The sequence below is a fragment of the Rhizobium hidalgonense genome (assembly GCF_002914525.1).
Lineage (GTDB): Bacteria > Pseudomonadota > Alphaproteobacteria > Rhizobiales > Rhizobiaceae > Rhizobium > Rhizobium hidalgonense.
This window is the reverse complement of the sequence record NZ_LODW01000043.1, coordinates 131,840-150,344: the sequence shown is the minus strand read 5'-3', so window position 1 is coordinate 150,344 and position 18,505 is coordinate 131,840. Positions and strand designations below refer to the sequence as shown.

General features: G+C 59.4%; 20 protein-coding genes. 6 read left to right on the top strand and 14 right to left on the bottom strand.

Going from position 1 to position 18,505, the window contains the following annotated elements; translation table 11 throughout:
- Nucleotides 1–13: 13 nt before the first annotated feature.
- The gene (locus ATY29_RS06215) at nt 14–328 is read left to right on the top strand and encodes a hypothetical protein (protein WP_077991585.1); all 315 of its coding nucleotides are present in this window, start codon (nt 14–16) and stop codon (nt 326–328) included.
- 133 nt (nt 329–461) lie between these two features.
- Nucleotides 462–1,007: a hypothetical protein gene (locus ATY29_RS06210; RefSeq protein ID WP_077991586.1), complete on the top strand. Its 546-nt coding sequence runs from the start codon at nt 462–464 to the stop codon at nt 1,005–1,007.
- Nucleotides 1,008–1,039: 32 nt separating this feature from the next.
- Here the strand turns inward: ATY29_RS06210 and ATY29_RS06205 are convergent, their stop codons facing one another.
- Nucleotides 1,040–1,381 (bottom strand): helix-turn-helix domain-containing protein, encoded by a 342-nt coding sequence (locus ATY29_RS06205; protein ID WP_077991587.1) that lies wholly within the window; start codon nt 1,379–1,381, stop codon nt 1,040–1,042.
- Between the two features lie 33 nt (nt 1,382–1,414).
- On the opposite strand from ATY29_RS06205, the gene ATY29_RS06200 reads away from it, so the two are divergent.
- The 4 genes from ATY29_RS06200 (at nt 1,415) to ATY29_RS36750 (ending at nt 3,891) form a co-directional block, all read left to right on the top strand.
- A complete protein-coding gene (locus tag ATY29_RS06200) occupies nt 1,415–1,765 on the top strand; it encodes a hypothetical protein (protein ID WP_097535545.1) in 351 nt (116 codons plus the stop codon).
- Nucleotides 1,766–1,778: 13 nt separating this feature from the next.
- Nucleotides 1,779–2,066 carry a hypothetical protein gene (locus tag ATY29_RS06195; protein ID WP_077991590.1) on the top strand — a complete coding sequence of 96 codons (288 nt, stop codon included), beginning with the start codon at nt 1,779–1,781 and terminating at the stop codon, nt 2,064–2,066.
- Between the two features lie 9 nt (nt 2,067–2,075).
- Nucleotides 2,076–3,461, top strand: coding sequence for a DUF8535 domain-containing protein (locus ATY29_RS06190; RefSeq protein WP_077991593.1), 1,386 nt, complete (start codon nt 2,076–2,078; stop codon nt 3,459–3,461).
- Between the two features lie 133 nt (nt 3,462–3,594).
- On the top strand, nt 3,595–3,891 hold the full coding sequence (locus tag ATY29_RS36750) for a hypothetical protein (RefSeq protein ID WP_165779400.1): 297 nt from the start codon (nt 3,595–3,597) through the stop codon (nt 3,889–3,891).
- Between the two features lie 22 nt (nt 3,892–3,913).
- Here ATY29_RS36750 and ATY29_RS06180 read toward each other — a convergent pair whose 3' ends face one another.
- The 13 genes from ATY29_RS06180 to ATY29_RS06120 form a co-directional block, all read right to left on the bottom strand.
- On the bottom strand, nt 3,914–6,625 hold the full coding sequence (locus tag ATY29_RS06180) for a type IV secretory system conjugative DNA transfer family protein (RefSeq protein ID WP_077991598.1): 2,712 nt from the start codon (nt 6,623–6,625) through the stop codon (nt 3,914–3,916).
- Complete coding sequence (virB11, locus tag ATY29_RS06175; RefSeq protein WP_049730566.1) at nt 6,594–7,643, bottom strand: P-type DNA transfer ATPase VirB11; 1,050 nt, start codon at nt 7,641–7,643, stop codon at nt 6,594–6,596. Before virB11 ends, ATY29_RS06180 begins: the two co-directional genes overlap by 32 nt.
- On the bottom strand, nt 7,640–8,974 hold the full coding sequence (gene virB10, locus ATY29_RS06170) for a type IV secretion system protein VirB10 (RefSeq protein ID WP_077991599.1): 1,335 nt from the start codon (nt 8,972–8,974) through the stop codon (nt 7,640–7,642). The genes virB11 and virB10 overlap by 4 nt, the downstream gene beginning before the upstream one ends.
- 10 nt (nt 8,975–8,984) lie before the next feature.
- Complete coding sequence (locus tag ATY29_RS06165) at nt 8,985–9,818, bottom strand: TrbG/VirB9 family P-type conjugative transfer protein (protein WP_077991600.1); 834 nt, start codon at nt 9,816–9,818, stop codon at nt 8,985–8,987.
- On the bottom strand, nt 9,815–10,549 hold the full coding sequence (locus tag ATY29_RS06160) for a VirB8 family type IV secretion system protein (protein WP_077991601.1): 735 nt from the start codon (nt 10,547–10,549) through the stop codon (nt 9,815–9,817). Before ATY29_RS06160 ends, ATY29_RS06165 begins: the two co-directional genes overlap by 4 nt.
- Before the next feature lie 59 nt (nt 10,550–10,608).
- Nucleotides 10,609–11,682: a TrbL/VirB6 family protein gene (locus ATY29_RS06155; protein WP_077991602.1), complete on the bottom strand. Its 1,074-nt coding sequence runs from the start codon at nt 11,680–11,682 to the stop codon at nt 10,609–10,611.
- A 21-nt stretch (nt 11,683–11,703) separates the two neighbouring features.
- Nucleotides 11,704–11,913: a hypothetical protein gene (locus tag ATY29_RS06150; RefSeq protein ID WP_077991605.1), complete on the bottom strand. Its 210-nt coding sequence runs from the start codon at nt 11,911–11,913 to the stop codon at nt 11,704–11,706.
- Nucleotides 11,910–12,701, bottom strand: a complete 792-nt coding sequence (locus ATY29_RS06145) for a conjugal transfer protein (RefSeq protein WP_077991608.1) — start codon at nt 12,699–12,701, stop codon at nt 11,910–11,912. The genes ATY29_RS06150 and ATY29_RS06145 overlap by 4 nt, the downstream gene beginning before the upstream one ends.
- A 22-nt stretch (nt 12,702–12,723) precedes the next feature.
- Entirely contained in the window at nt 12,724–13,812 is a 1,089-nt protein-coding gene (locus ATY29_RS06140) for a lytic transglycosylase domain-containing protein (RefSeq protein WP_244597354.1), read from the bottom strand.
- Between the two features lie 61 nt (nt 13,813–13,873).
- Nucleotides 13,874–16,393, bottom strand: coding sequence for a VirB4 family type IV secretion/conjugal transfer ATPase (locus ATY29_RS06135; RefSeq protein WP_077991614.1), 2,520 nt, complete (start codon nt 16,391–16,393; stop codon nt 13,874–13,876).
- 3 nt (nt 16,394–16,396) lie between these two features.
- Nucleotides 16,397–16,723, bottom strand: coding sequence for a VirB3 family type IV secretion system protein (locus ATY29_RS06130; RefSeq protein ID WP_077991619.1), 327 nt, complete (start codon nt 16,721–16,723; stop codon nt 16,397–16,399).
- 2 nt (nt 16,724–16,725) lie between these two features.
- On the bottom strand, nt 16,726–17,097 hold the full coding sequence (locus ATY29_RS06125; RefSeq protein ID WP_077991620.1) for a TrbC/VirB2 family protein: 372 nt from the start codon (nt 17,095–17,097) through the stop codon (nt 16,726–16,728).
- Nucleotides 17,094–18,014, bottom strand: a complete 921-nt coding sequence (locus ATY29_RS06120) for a lytic transglycosylase domain-containing protein (protein ID WP_244597353.1) — start codon at nt 18,012–18,014, stop codon at nt 17,094–17,096. Before ATY29_RS06120 ends, ATY29_RS06125 begins: the two co-directional genes overlap by 4 nt.
- Nucleotides 18,015–18,505 lie beyond the last annotated feature (491 nt).

Here is an 18,505-nt window from a genome sequence, read left to right as displayed (position 1 = left end):
GCCTGGAGGCTGAATGAAACGTGTTCTCGAAACCCTTGTCGTAGCAATGGCCTTGCTTGCCTCTGTTCCGGTTGCAGCCAGCGCGCAAAATGCTGGTTCGCCCAACCAGATCGAACAGCGAGACCCCGATCACTGCGGTGTCGCCGGCGCCGGATGTGATCCGGCGGACGTGCAGCAATGGAAGGCTGTTGGCAACCGGCTTGCCGACCTGTCGTCGGCAGACCTTAGCCAGTACGCCTACGCCTGCGCGCGTCATCCGGAATGGAAAAAAGACTGCCAAACCGATCCCGCAATCATTCTGAAGCGCCTGGGAATTGAAGGATATTGAGACTGCCGATGAGCAAGTCGGACAATGTCGTCGCCATTGCCGAAATGGCCTTCCTCGTCAGGACGGCCGGCCCTTTCCTTCAAGGATCGGTGGCACCTGGACGCTAATTCAAGAAATAGATGGAGGCGAAGTAATGAGACGATTTTCAATCGTGGTCGCGGCGTTGGCGGCTGGGAGCTTCACCGTATCGAGCCCTGATGCGAAGGCCGACGACGCGTCATGGGGTTGTCAGGTCCTCCTATGCGCGGCATCGCAGAATCCCTCATGGCATGGCGTTCCCTATTGCGTTCCGCCCATAACGAGGCTGATTGCTGCCATGAAGAAACCCGGATTTGATTGGCCTATCTGCCACGAAGCCAATTCGGGCAAGCCAGGCCGCGAGGATTTCGAGGAATGCCCAGCCGGCACGACAGTCGGCTACAGCTTACAGGGCGACAATGGATGGCGAGGTGAGCCGGACCAGTGCATCAAGACAGTCGATGTCTGCCGCTCGCCGAACCTGCGTTCAGATGCGACGAAGTCGCCTGGTCAAACCATTCGTCGCAGCTTTGGAAACGACGACACCGGCTGCGTCCAAAGGATTGCCACTCCGCGCCCGCGACGCGCCGACCCCTATTTCTTCGACATACCCAACGACACGGGCGTCAAGGAGCGGTTCTGGTTCAACCTCAATCATTAGCCGCGTGTTTTCGATCGATCCGGAGAGCCGAGTCAGGCAGCGGGCTCCGCTGTCCTCTTTTTCTTTCCCCGCCGCGATCTCAACGCTGCGACGCGAGTAAGATCGTCTTCGGTGACCTTGAGCAGATCTTCGATAACGACTTTCCACTCGCGCTGCATCTTGTCGAGGGTCGAAAGTTTCACGTCACGCATGCAGCGTGTGACTTGCGACATGTAGGCTTCCGATACGCCGAGCTGCTCGGCCAAATCCTTGTTGGTAACGCGACGCCTAGCCTTCAGACGGGCAATACCGACGGCCAGTCTTTCCTGAAACGACAGCGATGTGAGGATCGACTTGTCCAGTTCTATGTCGGCATCGACCTTCACACGTGGCATTGCACGAATATCCCGCGTTCGGTTGAAAGCGACATGCCGGGAGAGGACGCGTCATCTCTTGGAAAAGAGTCGTCGCTGCGGCGCCTGTTTGTCAACATGTTCGAAAATAAATCAATCATTGCGGATCCGACGGCGACAGATGATCAACATAAGCATGCCTATAACTCTTTGTTGCCCATCGTTGTCATTGGGACGTTCACAAGCTCGTTACCTCTCTACACCGTCAGTCAACAATGCAGCAAGCGGTCCTGGATTGCAGGGGGCTTCGAACTGCGCCCTTTGATCGTCGTCGCGATGATGTCGGACGACATGGCTTGCACTTGTGAACAAAAATTCCATTGCCGAATAATTATACTGCAGTTAAAGTCTATTCGTTATGCTTGATCGGAGGATTTGGATGGTATCGTTCACGACGTCCAGCTATCGATTTGACCTGACGCGTCTCGCCGTCGCGCTTTTGATCCTCGGACTGATTTTCATCACGGCCCGCCTGTCGATCGGCGACAGCCTGACAGTTGGTTACGTTATGGTGATCCCAGTGTACGTTTTTTTGTCGGCCGTTCTCGAGGACGCGCGGCTCGTAAAACACAGCCGCGTCCATGCGTGGGCAGAGAGATTGGCAGCTTTTAGCGCTGCAGCGGCTTGCGGATATACAGGCTACCAACTCTGGATATCAGGGTACTAAGACGTCGGCATGCGGATCGTTGTTCGCAATAGCCCTGCCCACGGTCTCGCCACACTGGAAGAACGCGAGGCAGTTGCGTTGCGCGCCTGGTATGGCAACGCTGCTTCCAGTGAAGACGAGGCCATCGCCCTATCCGTCATCAAGCGCTCTCGGTTGATGGACGGTTGGATCGAATGCGACTGCCTGCCCGGCCGATACCAGCCCCTTCTTGCCCCGATTCAACAGGAACACACATACACCCTACGGCGCCTGCTGCCGAAAGACGAAGATCCCGACCGGCATGAAGAGCGCCCAAACCATGCACATGCCTGCCCGTTTCATGTCGACAAGGATGCCGCGCCCTCTCGCTTCGATCGCGGCTATCAACTTCGCCCGTTGCCCAAGTCGGAACGAAGCTACATCGATGCGCTCCCAGCCATTCCCGGCCGACTTGCTGACGTCTCCGCCTCAGACCGGATCCGATCGGTCGAGCGAAACGATCGGCCCTCCCGGCTTGGATCAATCCTCTGGAGGGTGCTAGATAAAGCCGGCACCAATGTCATTCCGCCCCTGCAGGATGAGCGGGATTTCAGCCTCGGAGATCAGCTTGCGAGGCTACGCTCCGCAGCGCGTGAGTTTCGGGTGCTGCGCACCTGGACGCTTAACGCGTTGATGTCGACATGGGCGGCCGACTACCGTGATCCAGACAGCCGTTGGCAGCGGTTGATCGCAACCTCGCGCCCAGACTGGCCCGAGACTGTACGTCGAACCGGCTTCATGGCGCTGTTTGCGACAAGCGTTTCGACACAGACAATCATGCCGGCATCCTCGGCGCGCAAGCTCGATATCCTGGCAAAAGTCCGCCAGCCCCTTCGTGGCGATCCTACCAGCCGCGGACCATTCCTGACACTGTTGAATGTCGATTTTGGAGACCATGACGATGGGCCGGCCCGAGCGGTCCAAGCCTATGCACAGCCCGTCTACAATGGCGACACCCTGTTTCCGGTGGAATCGGGATTTGAGCGGGACGTAACCCATCTCCTGTTCTGGCTGCAACAGTCACTATTTGAGGCCGCACCAGAACTTCGTATCGAGATCACCAAACCACTCTTCGCCTCTGACACACCCATTGGTCCATGCCGGCCAGACTTCATCTTGAACGTCAGCTATGGAGCAACCCATTCCTTAAACCTTATCATCGAAGCCTTTGGAATGGAGAGTGACGAGTATCGTCAGGCGAAGGAGGTGATGTTGCCGCGAGCTAAGTATCTCGGACCCCTTTTTGGAATTTTTCCGAACGACCTGGCTGCGGCGAACGCGGCTGAGACTGCCCGGCGTCTGCAGTCGTGGGTCATCGATCAGGTGCGACACGCCGGAAATCTTTCCAGCCTATCTGCCGGTGGACGTGCGTCGTAGCTATCCGTCGTCGACGTCGGAACTGGAGCTATCTCCCGCGTTCTGTAATTGAGCATCCCGCAGTTCGGCACCCGCTGCTTGGAGCAAGGCCTCTTGAATGTTCGCTAGGGTCCCGGTTGAACACGTTCCAAACATGCGCGAGACCAGTTCCTCGGCGAGAAGTGCGATCGACGGCGTCAGTCTTTCCGCAGCGGGACTGCCCACCTCGCTTCTCACAGTGGTGAGCGCGTTAACGGCAAGCGTCCGCCTCTCCATCTCGCGCTCGTTCACCATCAACCAGAAACCTGCGTCAGCCTTTGCCGCGGAGACGATCTGCTGGATACTCCGAGGATCTGGAAAATCTGCTTTCGAAAAAGTGTTTAATCTCGCCCATGATATTGCTCTCCTCAAAAAGGTGACGCGGCGCTTCTTGCTTGCCTCGCCGGTTTGAATCGCTGGCGATGGAGACGCGCCTATTCGCCCGGCTCATCGAGTCGCTCGACCTCCTCCCCCAACGGATCGCGCGCCACCCTCGCGAACTGATGCAGGTAATCCAGTGAACTCGTCTGCGTCAGGCGGTTCGATAAGGTCCCGATGAGGAGATCGACGTCCGAATTGAGGTCGGTTGGTTCGAGTGAGAGCTCGTCGGTCTGCTCGAAGATCGCATCGTTCAAGGTCCGCAAGTCGCTTCCGAACGCTTCCCCGACCTCCTGCCGCTTGAGAATGCCTGCCTCCGCAGGGCGGGCGGCTGCATGATCCGTAGACTGGTTGACACCTTGGCGTCGACGACCGTTGCGAGCCGGAGATCCCGAATAGACATTATCCGCAAGTCTCCGCTCGTCGATTTTCAGACCAACGCCGGGGCCACGGTCGGGACCATGCCGGTTCGGCGCGCGGTCCTGTCGACGCCTTCCCAAGGGCTCCGATGCAGGTTCTTTCCGTCGCTGCTTCTGCTCCGCTGCGGATGAATCATCGTCGGCAACCCCAACCTCACGCGCCTCATCCAGATCGAGCCGATCGCGAAGCTCATCGAGGGAGGAGATATAGACATGGCGAACACCGTCTTTGACGATGAAGCGCTCGTCGTTGGCTTGCCACGACCGTGTGACGGCTGCGTGGTCGCGATGGCCGATCGTCGATTCGACCGGCTCCATGCATGGCCGCGACACTGGGCCGAATTTGCGCACTTTAGCGAACATCCGCTCGCCGCCAGAATCGAGTTTCATGATCCGCATCAGCGGCATGCCGGTGACCTGCAGGATTGCCTCCTCAGGCTTCATCATCATCAGCGTGTTGACGGGAAGCAGGTCGACCGAGACCGGCACTTTCGAAATCGATCTTTGGCGGCGTCCGTGGCGGTGGGAATAGGAAGATTGCTCGACCCATTCCGTCGTCTTGCCGGCTGCCATGGAGACCGCTGTCGCGTCCTCCTGGTTCTGGAAGTTCATGAACAGCTTGATCGTCGATGCCCCCATGAGGATCTTCTGGCCCGAGCGTTGGTAGAGGCGTTCGAGCTGGGCACCATCCTGGAGAATGAACACGAAACGCACGCCGTTCTTGCGGATCAGCGGCGCGAGCGTCAGAACCGTATCGATACGGCCGCCGTTGCCGAACTCGTCGAGCATCATCAGGACCTCGTGCTCGCCGTTGCGCAACGGGCCCATCTGGACAAGTTTGTCGGCCATCTGCTGGATGAACATCGAGATCAGCCGCTCGTAGATCTGCATGGCGTTCCAGTCCGCCTGGATATACACCACCATCTTTCGCGTCCTGATTGTGTCGATCGGGATTGACGTGATCGAGGTAAGCGCTTCGACCAGCGGGTTCTGCAAGAAGTTGAGTTTGGCGACGATCTCGGCGGCAATCCCCTCCCCGAGCTTTTCGTGGCGGCCGGCGAATTTGGTCAGTTGCATACGGGTCTGGTCGGAAAGGACCGCCTCGTAGTTTTCAAGCAATTGCACGATCGCCTTGCGCTCGTCGGACATGGAATTGAGGATGCGGTAAAGTTCGCTGAGCGACTTGCGCGAGTCCGGGCATTCGAGCACAAACCCCAGCATCGCCGTCAGTAGGATCCGGGCGCTCTCCTCCCAGAAGTCGGACGAGTCGGACCGCAGGCGTTCCGGCAGCAGCATCTGCGTCAGCTTCTGCAGGTCGGTGATCCGCTGGTTCGGCTCGGTGCTGATCAGATCGAGCGGGTTATAGCCGTCGGTGAATTTCGAGCCTGGCGCCAGAAGAAATACCTCGTAGCCTTTGTCCTTCAGGTATCCCGACGTTTCCTCGAACAGCTCACCGCTCATATCGAGGACCATCTGCGACCCTTCAAAACTCATCATCGTCGGGATGACGAAGCCTCGCGATTTTCCTTGCCCCGGCGAGCCGATGACCATGACGTGCTGGTCGCCGTCGTTGCGCAGCAGAAGCCCTTGTTTCAGACCGAGGACGATGCCGCGCTTGTCGCGTAGACGAAAATCGGCCGCATCCTTCAAGGTCGCCAGACGCGCCCTGCCCATGATCATCCGCTGGCGACGCTGGATGGCCGCGCCGATCGGAAATCCTACCAGAGCGCCGGCGGCGGCAAGACCGGCAAGCGCGGCTAGCACCGTCTGCCGGGAAGGCTTCTGATAGATCCCGGCCGTGTCGGTCGCGCCGAAAGGTGCCTGATACATCGCGGCCAGATGATTGCCGTAGTAGCCGGCGATCTCGGCGTGTTCGCCGGCTTTGGTGGCCACGAGATAGAAGGTCACACCATAGACGATCACGCCGGCATAGGCAGCCGCGAAGACCAGAGCCGTATGCGCGATCAGGCTGAACATCGAGCGCACATGCAAAAGGTAGAGGATCTTGCGCGAGAGAGCCCTGCCTCCCTTCAGCATCCAGAGGCACAGCAGGAGAAACAGGAATGGCGCGGCAAGCGCGAAAGCCAGCAGCGACAATCCGACCGTGTTGCGAGTGTGAATGATCGACCAGGTATAGCGGAGAGCATCGACGAAGCGCACCTGCCCGACATAGTCGAAGTAGGAGGCCGACCCAAAGGAGGAGGTATAGGCGTCGTAGATCAGCGTGAAAAATATAAGCCAAAGCATGACCGCGCAAAGCAGCGCGACCGGCAAGGTAATCAGCGAGGCACGCTGCAGGACGGTCCATTTTGGGCGGTCAGTCTCCGCTGACGTGAATACGCTTGCCATCTTTGTCCACCTCATCGGCAAAGTAGATCTCGCTGACGCCGCGGCCGCCGGCCGCATCGCTCTTCTTCAACTGCACCACGATCGGGATGATCGAACGGATATATCGAATGATATCGTCGCGCTCCATGCGGACATTGCTGTTGAGCACCAGCGTCGACAGGCGGTTGAATGCATGGTGCGGCGAGTTCGCATGGATGGTCGACATCGATCCCGGATGGCCGGTGTTGATCGCGTTCAGGAAATCAAACGCCTCGTCGCCGCGCAGCTCGCCCATGAAGATCCTGTCCGGCCTGAGCCGTAGCGCCGTGGCCAGCAGATCAGTCATGGTGACCCTCGCCTCTCCTTGGCCTCCCTTCGAGACCAGCAGCGACACGACATTTTCCTGTCGCGGTTCGAGTTCCTCCGTATCCTGCATCAGGATGAAGCGTTCCTGGTTTGGAATGGAAGTCAGCATGGTGTTGAGAAACGTCGTCTTGCCGGTGGACGTCCCACCGGAAATCAGCATACTGCGGTGATTGACGGCTGCGAGTTCCAGGAAAGCGCGAATCTTGCCGGCGCGGAGCAGCGTTGAAAGCTCGATATCCACGTCATCGATATAGTCATCGCCAGTAACCTTCGTGAAGCGAAACGCGCCGGCCTTCTCGTAGTCGTCTAGGTCGAAGCGACGAATGAACTGCTTGCGGATCGAGAATGCATGCCCCGTCGCCGACGTCGGACTAAGGACGAACTGCACGCGCTCGCCGCCTGTCAGTGTCGCCGACAATAGCGGGTTCTCAGCGTTGACGGTCTGCTTGGTAAAAGACGCCGCGCGAGACGCCATGTGGCGGATTGCGTCCTGGTCCAGGCCGTCGACCTGTTGGCTAACCATGCTGAGCTGGCCGATCTTCTCGAGCCAGATCTCGTTGCTGCGCTGGCAGGAAATCTCGACAACGGCAGGATCGTCGAGAAAGGCCCGGATGGGTTCCAGCGCCTCTGCCAGAAAATGCCGTTCGGCGGAGATTGCAGGGCGTGCGTTCATTTGCCGTATCTCTGCTTGCGCAAGCTCTCGAACCGCTCACGAACCGGATCAGGATAAAGGTCTGCGAAGTCGAGGTCGCGTGTGACAAAGACGTTGATGTCGGAGCCCTGCGGGATGTGGATGGTCGGCCGGATGTTGCGGCTGTCCTGGAAGGCTTCCGTGCCAAGCTGTTGAATGCCGGAAGCGATGGTCTCTGCGGCGATTTGCCGGGCTCGATCCTGTGACGTGTCGCCGTTGTCCTGCGGGATGCTGGTGACGCTGCCACTGTCGTTGATGATGGTGATATTCCGGTCGGGCTTCTGGCCAAGCTGGGCGATATATTGCGTGGCGCCGCCGATCAGCGTCATCAGAGCCGGCGGTCCGAACCGTTCCCAATATTTCCGGTCGACGACACCCGTCATGCCCGAGCGGCCAAGCCGGTCTGTGCCGTAGGAGCCAAGCTGCACCGAGACACCGTCACCGCGGATCATGCGGGTCCAGACGATCAGGATACGCTCCTGCCCCCGTTCGACCCCGGACTTGTAGTCGCCGATCAGCGAGGAATCGGCCGGAATAAGAATTCGACGGCCGTCAAAGGAATAGACGTCTTCGCGGACAATCCCTTTGACCATGCCGGCGAGATCGGAATTGATCGCTGTCTCCAGCGTTCCCCGGATCATCGTGCCCTGGGGGATCCAGGCGTCGGTGCGACGGTTCTGGGAGGCGACAGAGACTTCGGCGCCTTGCCCACCCATCGCCTTCAAGAACGCGCGGTCACTATCGGCCGCATTGCCATCCGTCGCCGCGCTCGGCTGCGCCCCCGATCCAACCCCTGATCCGAACGGTCCGGCACTCGCGCTATCGGCGGACGCTTGGGCCGCACCGGTCGTCCTGTTTGATTGGTCGAAGACCATGGCCGACGAACGTACGCGCTCCAAAAGCTTTGCCTCCCGCGCGAGTTCGATGCAGCGCGGGTTGTCAGGGTTCTTGCCTCGCGTGCAATCGACTTCCGCCGGGGGTGCTACGGGAGCAGCGGCGGGAACAACAGGTGCGGGCGGTGGCGGAGGTGGCGGCGGGGGAGCCTCTGGGACTTCAACCGTTGGAAGCGGTGGAGGCGCTGGCGTCCTGAAGCCTTCACTGCGCGGCACCTGCGCGGGGCGAAACTCTTCGCGCGGCGACGTGTCGACCGCCGGCTCCCTCTCTCCGCCCGCCAGGAGGAAATACAGGACCACGCCTACGCCCGCGATCGCCGCAACGACCGCGATCGGCCGCATCATGCCGATGCCAGACCGTCTGACCTGCCCGCCGATGGCGGTATCGTTGTCGATCGAGTGGTAGCTGGGATCTGACATGGCGCACCTCCTATCGTGATTGGGATTGCTGGTTGGCGGCTCCGGCTCCAATCCGCTTCGGAGCGACTGCACCTTCGATGGGCGCCGGAGTGTCGGCGGGAGACGTCCGGAGATTGAACAGGCACGTCTCCTCCTCGGTCCCGTACCGGAGGGACCACTGCCGCGAGACCTTGTCGATGACGATATAGTCCGCCTCCCGACGGTAGTTCACGAGGCTCTCGCGCCGCTTGGGGTCGACAATGAAAATCGCCGGGATGTCGCCGGTGAACTTCATGAAGGTCTTCACCCCATCGTCGAAGACCCATCGGGGCTTGGCGGCATCGTTGCCCTTGAAGCCATAGTCGTAATTGACCTTGTCGCGACGAATGTTCTTGATATTCGGATTACGCTCGGCATCCTGAGCCTGCTTCCAGAGCTCGGCAGTTCCTTTCAAGCCGGCATCTTCCGGATAGGTGAATGTCAGCTTGAAGGTCTGGTTCTGCATCGCCTTGCTGTCGTTGACGCGCAGATCGAAGGAATAGGTTCGCTTCGTGGTCACAACCGACAGATTGGTCGCCGCGTCCTTCTCCATCGGCTTCAATGTCAACGAACGCCTGTCGGCCGAGGTGAGGATCTGCCAGGAGACGGTGTCGCCCGCGACGACCTGAGTGATCTCCTCGTCAGTACCGAAGAGAATGGTCGTGACCAGCCCATAGGTGCCGGTGACGAGAAATACCTGCTCGGCGGAATACGGAAGTGACCGGACGCGCGGGTCAAGCCGGCCCGGCCGTGCCAGCAGCTCGCCATGAACGACTGCTGGGCTCAGCAGCAGAACCAGGGAAAATGCGGCGGCGCATCTCTTCATGGGGCGAGCCCCGAAGGCATTGTCTCTGGGACCTTCACATATTCGGTAACGACAAAGCCGAGCGGATTGTAGAGCCGAACCCGGTTGCTGGCCGGCAGATTGATCTGGCGAAAGCGTACCGTTGCAGACCACCGATTGACGACGTCACCGCCACGCTGGCGCTCACGTGTCTCGAACCGGACGGCCATGGTTGAGGCATTGAGCGGATTGACCGAGAGGATCTCCGGACGGATGTCACCGGTCGCGCCCATGGTTTTCACAGGCCCTCGTGGGTTGGAAGGGTTCATCCACTCCTCGTAGTCCTTGAAAGCTTCCGAGTTCGGCTCCGACCAAAGCGCGATCATGTCGAAATTATCCGACAGATAGCGCGGATCGTAGGTCTCCCGCCGTATGACGTAATTGCCAACGAAGGAGGCCCGAACGGCCTGCATTTCCGAGACGCTCGACCGATCTTTGTCGAGCGACGTCACGGTTTCCATGTATCCCGTGTTCTTATCGACGATGAGAGGAACGACCTCGGTGCGCACAAGGGGGAAAAGCTGGGCCACGGAAAAAGAAAGCACGCCGGCGACGACCCAGCCGGCAACGGCGAAGGCCAACAGGATGAGACCAATGAGGGTCCTGAGCGAGCGGTTCTTTTCTCCCCAAGACAAATGCTGATCGTAGATATCCAGCGGACCGGGGAAATGATCGGCCGGGGCGGCCCTCAATTGGTTTCTGAACAATGCCAAGTTTCAAACCTCGAATTCGTGGGCGTCAAAATCGTGGAAACATCTCTGTCGCCGGATCGTCACTCGCCGCTGCGGCGCCGGTTGGTCAGCATGCGGCCCAGTGCGCCGGCACCTGCCAAGCTACTGCTGCCGGCGAGCGCCGCTGCGGTTACCGCGCCTCTGGGGCCCGCCAACATGCCAAGAGCAACCTCTGCGGCCTGCCCGGCTCTCGAATTGCTGGCCGACAGTCTCCTTCGTGCCGATCCATATGCCGCGTCGACGCCGCCCCCGGCCGGCACGCCGGAAATGGCAGCGCCGTAAGCGAAGGTGCGGGCAAAATCAGGGACCTGGAAAATGAAGTAGGAGATCAGCGCCAGGTACAGCACCATGGCCAGCACGATCGCGAGCGCGTTCTCCTTGGTCGCCATGTCACCGTTGATGGTGTCCATCATTCCGATCAGAAAGCCGAACGACAGCCCGGCCATGATGTAGGTGAACAGAAGCATGAACATGCCGTAGGCGACGCCCCTTACCCAGGCGTCGAAGACGAAGCGCGTGATGCCGAAGAAATAGCAAAGGATGGCGATCGGCCCGATCGCTAACATCACCGCGGTGATCATTTTGGCAAAGAGCGTGACGCCGGTCAGGATCAGCAGCATCGGGAGTAGGCCGAAGACGAGGACGATGAAGACGACGACAGCGCCGGTGACATTCGGCAGCCAGCCAGATTCGTAGGAATTGAAGAGCTGCATGGCAAAGTCGTAAACTTTGCGCGCCATCGAGGCGACCTGGCTGGCAAGATCCGATCCGGCTGATTGCCCACCCATTGCCGAGGAAATCGCCGAGCCAAGATCCTGTGGCGTCGACAGCACGAACTGGCCGATATTGTCGTAAAACGTGGCCCAGGACATAATAAGGGCGTAGGCTAACGCGAGCTTGAACGCTGTAACGGCCATGTCCTGTAAAGATACGCTGGAGAACCCGAGCGCGCCCCAGAGAAAGTACAGGATGAGGAAGATCGCCAGGATCCTAGAGACGAGATTGCCGTTTTCGGCAAACAGACCCCAGGCTCGTTCCAGCGACGCTTCGTTGATCTTGTCGAAGTAACGCAAGGCATCGCCATAGAAATTGATCGCGTAGCTGACCGGATCCATGTCGCATCCTGTAAGTGGCTTCTAGAATTGATTGACGGGTCGCATGGGACCGCAATCGTTCACGACGGCTGCCGCCATTGCCCGTTCAGCGGGTCCAGGCTTTTGCTCCTTATCAAAGCCGAGTGCCGGCACCGGGTTCTCGTCGGCGGAGCACTTCGCCAGTTGTTCCTGTTTGCCGGCGCAGCCGGAAAGCGCCACGCAGCCGAGGAAAAGCACCAGAATCAGCCTCACTGTGACTGCTCCTCGAACGCCTTCAGTTGATCCCGCACGGAGACGCCTTGCTGACCGGCACCGTCATCACGCATGACGCTGTCGGGGAGCGTCGCGAAGGTCTTCAGGTTTTGAGACGACGTCGCGAGCGCGGCCTTGTATTGTTGGTTCAACAGCATGACCTGATTGTTGAGCGAGCCGACGGCCTCGTTGGCGGTCTGGTTGCCCTGCAGCACCATCTGGGTGTTCTGCTCCAGCGCTCCCTTCAGATCCTGCGCGGTGCCCACCTGCTGTGTCGCCTGCATGAAGGAGTTCTGTCTATCCTTGGTGGCGCTGTTCATCGCGTCGGTGAGCGCCGTCATGGTCGTCAGGGCGTTTATGCCTTGCGAGTAAGCCTGGTTGGCACCGGAGAGCTCGCCCCCCTTGACCGTGTCGGCGATCATCTTCACCAGATTCAAGCCGTTGATCAGCTTGGCGGCCGTATTCTGGAACTGGCCGCCGATACCGCCGAACACAGCTTGGTTGCCGGACAAGATGCTGTTGAAATCCGGCGCCTGCCCCATGCTGAAACCATTGCCGGTCGCAAGCTTGGCAAACTGGCTGGCATCCTGGGTACGATCGCCGGTAATCGCCTGCAGCGTCTTCGTCGTATTGTCCTTGACGACTGACGTGTCCTGCTGGATCTGCGACGATAGCCGCTTGATCTCCTCGCTCAGAGATATGTTCTCTGCATCCTTGACCGGCACCTGCGAGTGAGCGTGCGAGGCGGCGATGATGCCAAGACCCGCCGCGATAATGAATGCCTTCATGTGCCTAACCTCTCTTTTTCGTTCAGTTTGCTGTCGGTCTGGCGTCGACGACCGTCACCAGACCCAGTGCTGGATCCTGCATAACCGAGAAGGTCGCGACGTCGCCGTTGGCGCGCGCCTGTTCCTGCAGGTCCTCAAGCCAGCGCTGGATCTGTTCGGTCGTCGCCGTCGACGGCACGGCAAAGCAGCGGGTGCTGCCGGTATCGGCGATCGTCGTCGGGCATTGGATCTGCGCCATGACAAGCGAACCGTCCTGGTCCTTCGCATTGCCGCCGCCAGCGCCGCGCAGATTCGCCGATGACGACTGCAACCCGGCCTGAAGACGCTGCAAATATTGCTGGTTCGCTTCCGTCGACTTTTCGACAAACGCGTTCCACACGTTGCCGCGCTCGATCTGTGCCTCTGTGTTGCGATCGACGGCCTTCTTCAACTGCTCGCCGCAACCGGTGCTATCGCTGACAGTTTCCGGCTCGGCTTCGGAGCCAGCGGGGGGAGTGCGGTCGCCATTCTGCGCCTTGTTGCGGCTGTAATAGGCCGAAACCTTTTTGACGTAGTCCTGCGTCTCGGGAATCTTTGGGATCTGTCCATTCTGCAGCGACTGGCGATACGGCCCTGCATTATAGCCGGCGGCGATCAGGTCAAAGCGATTGCCGAACATTCCTTGCAGTTGCTTGATGTATTTGACGCCGCCACGAATGTTGTCGCGCGTATCATAGGGATTGACGCCAAGCCCTGCCGCGGTTCCGGGCATCAACTGCATGACGCCGGTGGCGCCAACGGCGGAACGCGCGGATTGCCGGAAGCGCGATTCCTGTTTGGCAATTGCCATAGCAAAGTTTGGGTCGACGCCCTGGCGCAGCGCCTCGTCCGCGACCATGCGAGCGACCTCCTGTTGGCTCGGGGTCTGCTTCGATAGAGCGGCGGGCGCTGTGTTCCCTGCCATACCTTCCGCCGAACAATCGGCCGGTGCGCCCGAGCCTTGCCCGGGTGCCACGCTGTCGGTCGTTCCGCCCGTGGCGCCCTTTACCCCTTGAGTGTCCGCCTGATAATTTTTGTACCAGTTCAACGTCTCCTGCTGGATCTTCAGACGAGCGTTGTCGATGACGGGCACCTGCGCGTAGGCAGTCGGGGTCGTCACAGCGGCGAGCGCCAGGAGGCTGACGGTCGCCAGCTCAGAAAGCCTTGCGGTCTTCATCGGACGCGCCTCCCTCCCAGTTGCAGAACTTCGAAAGCCAGCCTTTCGGATCGTCACCGTATTCGTCGAGCAGCAGCTCGACTTCGCGCACGGTCTCTTCCCTCCCAGAAAGCACCTTGATGAATTCCGGCATGTGGGACATGTCGACGCGCGCGATGACGCTGCTCTTGGCTTGCTTGATCAGCATGAAGCGCGAACTTGGGTCGCCGTTCTTGACCCAGTCAAATTCGGCCCTGGAAAGCCCGAAATGCTCCATGTAGGAGTTCTCGTCGGCCTTCGGATTGGCGAAAAAAATGTTGGTCGACGTCTGCTCGATGATCGTCCGGCTGACGCTCGATTGAACCACGTCGTCGGCGGACTGCGTGCCAAAGATCACAAGACCGTTCCGTTTACGGATGGTCTTGAAATAGTCTTTCATCGTGCGCTTGAACTCGTCGTCATCGAGCAGCTTCCAGGCTTCGTCCATCAGGTTGATGATCGGCGCCTTGCCGTCATAGATCGCGTCGAGCCGATGAAACATGTACAGAAGCGCTGCTGTGCGCACCGTGGGGTCGTCAAGGATCGACGTCATGTCGAAGCCGATCATCGGCCTGGAAATGTCGAGATTGTCATCGGCATTGTCGAACAGCCACGCATAGGGGCCGTGACCGACCCATTTATCAAGCCTTGCGATCAGGCTCCCCTCGGTTCTCTCGCTGCCGGCGAGAAGAGCACGTAGCGACGACAGACGGCGATAGGATCTGTCCTTCGTCTTCAGTACCGACTTTATCGCGTTGCGAATAATCGCCTCTTCCTGCGGCGTCAGGTTCTCGCCTTCCTTCGAGGGCTTCAACATAAAGCTCAGAAGGCCGTATAGAAAAACCCGGTTCTCTTCGGTGTCATCGAGAAGGAGCGGATTCCAGCCGGACGGTTCTCCGGGCTCCAGCGCCATGTATGTGCCGCCTGCAGCGCGTACCATGATGTCGAGGCCGCGGTCCTTGTCGAAGACAATCGTCTTCAGGCGCGGGCTGACCCTGTAGGCTTGCAGGATCAGAAAAGCCATGATCACGGTCTTGCCCGATCCGGTCGGGCCAAAGACGGTGGTGTGCCCGACATCACCCTGATGGAAATTGAAGAAGAAGGGTGTGCCTGATGTCGTCTCGAAAATGGTGATCGCCGGCCCCCAATGGTTACCGTCCGGCTTGCCATAGGGATAGGCGTGGAAGCTGCTTAAACCCGCGCAGTTAAGAGTCGAGATCAAGGCTCGTCGGGCAATGTACGCCTGGTTGCCGGGAAGCTGCGCCCAATAGGCCGGCTCGGCATTCAGGTCTTCGCGAACGTAGGAGGCGCCGAGCGCTCCCAATTCATTGCCGATGAGGGCCACGGCGTCGTCCAGCTGGGCCGTCGACTTGGCGACGGGCATGACGGTGAGATGGTGCTCGGTGAAGGCGACACGCTTGCGAGCCAGTTCGTCACGGGCAATGTCGAGATTGGCCTGGACGCTAGAACCACCCTCGTCGGCTTTCGACATCTGCCGGTCGAGCCTCTCGATCCGGCTGCGCGCCGCCATGTCGTCGATGAATGACATCGACTGGGTCAGCACGATCTCGAATGGAAGCTTGAGAACATAGTCGAGCATGCCGGCCCCGGTTTCGGGCGGGTACTCCTTCAGCGAAACCATCGCGGCATATCGATCATCGTCCTGCGTATCGCCCTGCAAATGGATGACCCGGTTGCCGATCGACGTTCGACGTGCGGGAAGCATTTGATCGATCGGGATATTGCCAAGCCGGATCGGTCGGACGCGCCCACCGTTCAGGAGCGTGTAGAAGAATTCACACTGTTCCGAGAACCAGATCTTCCGCATGCCCTCCTCGACCACCATGTCTTCGGAGATGTCGCGATAGATCTTCCTTCCGTTCCCAAGATCGGCTTCGACGCGTTGCATATCGCGCAGAACCTTGGGGCCATAAACAGCGAGAGACTTCTCAAGTGCGCGCGTCGCCTCGACCAATTTATCGCGCATCGCCCGAAACTGCTCCCTGCGTACGACATTGCCGCCGACGCCCATGATCCGGGACAGCGCCGATCCTTTCTTGAACAAGGGCCGGACGATCAGCGACACGTAGGTGTCGTTGACGAACATTTCGTTCTTGGAGATGCTCGATTGATAGACGTCGTCGAGGCGCCGCATGAAGGGGTCGGAAAACCCGGACGGTAGCGATGGCGCCACCTTGCGCCTGATGACATGGGTGTAGAGCGCGAAATTGCCGATGGACGAAATTGCCCGAAACGCCGAGTTGCGTTGTCGCTGCAGCATGTTGATCGTCTCGATATCAGCTGTCTCAAATGAGAAGCCGGTCAACTTTATGGTCGAGACCAGGCAATCGTTCTTAAGCCGGATAATGCCGTTTTCGATCGGCACGTAGAATGGAACATGGGTCGAGATACTGCGGTCGGCAAATATCTCCCATCCCTTCGACAAGGTTCCTTTCAGCGATCTCGCCATCGTGCTCATGGGTCAAACTCCGTAGGTTCGGATGCCGCCGCCGAGCCGACGGCCGAGCGGGTTGATGCCGCACAGGCTGAGCCTCCCGACGATGTCGAAGAACCAGAGGTCGAGCTTGACTGTGAGCACATAGAGGATGGTGTGCAGGATGACGAAGGAGACCGGAAACCAGAGGATCGAGCCCAAGATCATGAACACCATCAGCGAGACAAAGCATTCCGCTAGAAAATAGGTGTAGGGTATGCCCATCACGGTCGGCGGCCGGGTGAGCGCGAGAATGACGGGGTGGCACTCGATATAGTCGTCGCCACCGTCTGCATTGCTTGTCGACCCGGCCATGATCAGGATCCGCCGCCAGCCAGGAAGTCGACGAGTTCGGCGGCGGCAAACATGCCGGCAAGGCTTCCGCCGACGCGAAGCAGCGCGCCCCAGGACCAGTATCCGAAGGCTGCCGCCAGAAACATTCCGATGAAGGCGATCGCCCCGACCGAGCGGCCGAAGGGCCCGGTAAAGAATTGTACCAGCCGGTCGGCGGCGTTCTGCAACGCATCGAGATTTTGCGCAGCGGCTGGCTCAAATTGACTGATGAGGAGGATCAGGCTGGCGGTGACGATGACTGCGGCATTGCCGATCCACTTTTGTCTCATCAGCGAGTACCAGACCGCGCGCCCGTAGACGACGAGGATCTGGACTGCATATTCGGAACGATTCATGGGAGCACCTCTTCCTTGACGATTTTTACCGGGCCGCCGAATGGGATTGCGGCGGCCTCCTCTTGGCTGCGGCTCGCCGCCACGGGCGTGCCTAAAATGGAAAAGACAAGCATTGGGGATCTAGCCCGATCAGCCCGACCTGTAGGACGACCAGGGGCCGGGGCGGACGGAGCTGCGTTGGCAGTGCTTGAAGCTGATGAAGGTGACGATGTACCCGTGTAGTAGCCAACGGCCCGCGCCACATAGTCAGCCGTCTCCTGAATCAGCGGCAAGGAATGACGCGCGTCGACGCGGGGTTCGCCGGCATTGTAGGCGGAGGCGACGAGAACCGGATTGCGATATTTGTCGATGAGGAGGCGCAGGAAGCGGGTACCGGCACGGATATTCTGCTCGGGATCCGTAAGGTCGGCAGCGCCGAAAGCCTTCCCAATCTTCGGCATGACCTGCATCAGGCCGATGGCGCCAGCGGCACTGACCAGTTCGGGATCGAAATCGCCATTCTCGGCGCGCATGATCGACAGCACCCAGTTCGGATCGACGCCCTCTTCGACGGCGATCTTTATGGCAAGCGCGGTATACTCCTGGGGCATTTGGGCAATGAGGTCAGGTCGCGCTCCGGCCGCCGCGCTGCTCTTGCGAGGCTCGCCTGCCTGGTTGGCGGGCGCGATCACCGGCTGATCATCAGCGGAAAAAACGCCGATCGACGAATAAACGCCTGATTTGGCTCCGGCAGCTCCGCTCGAGGCCGTGCCTCGCGCGTCAAGGCTGCTTTCCATCGTGTCGACCACATTTGTCCCCAGTGGAGACAGGCTGGGCGTCATCTTTTCGGCAGTGTCGGGTTCACCGATCCGCTGTGAGAAATTGGTCCAATCGATTGCCGGCGGCGAGGCTACGCTCACCTTGGTCGCCGCGCCCACGGCAGCCAAACTCGGCTGGGTTGGAGCGACGCCTGATTTGAAGTTGTCAACAGAGCGCAGCCGGTCGCCTCGCTGAGGCGGTGGCGCGGCTACGATAAACTGACCGCCCTTCCCGGTACTGGCGGTGAAAGACGTCAGGATAACAACAGATGTAAGTGCTGGCCAAAAAACGTGTCGCGACCATTCGGTTTGCGGTCTCTGGAGGGGAGAAAGCGGACTGAGAAACATGGCCAAACCAGTTCATGAATTATACTGCGGTATAATAGTTTGAACTGTATCCCGGCCTGGAAATCAACCGAAAAATTGCACTTGAGTATAATTCTCGGAGAGTTGCGCCTTCTGCGCCAAAAAATTCACAAGAAACTTCAATCCCTTAGGCGCGACCACGGGTCAGGCGTCCACCGGTATTCAAATTGTTCCCGATCGCCAAGAATTCGCGCGAGGCGAACCGCCGTACCACCCTTGATCAACACAGAGCCGACATCAGCTCC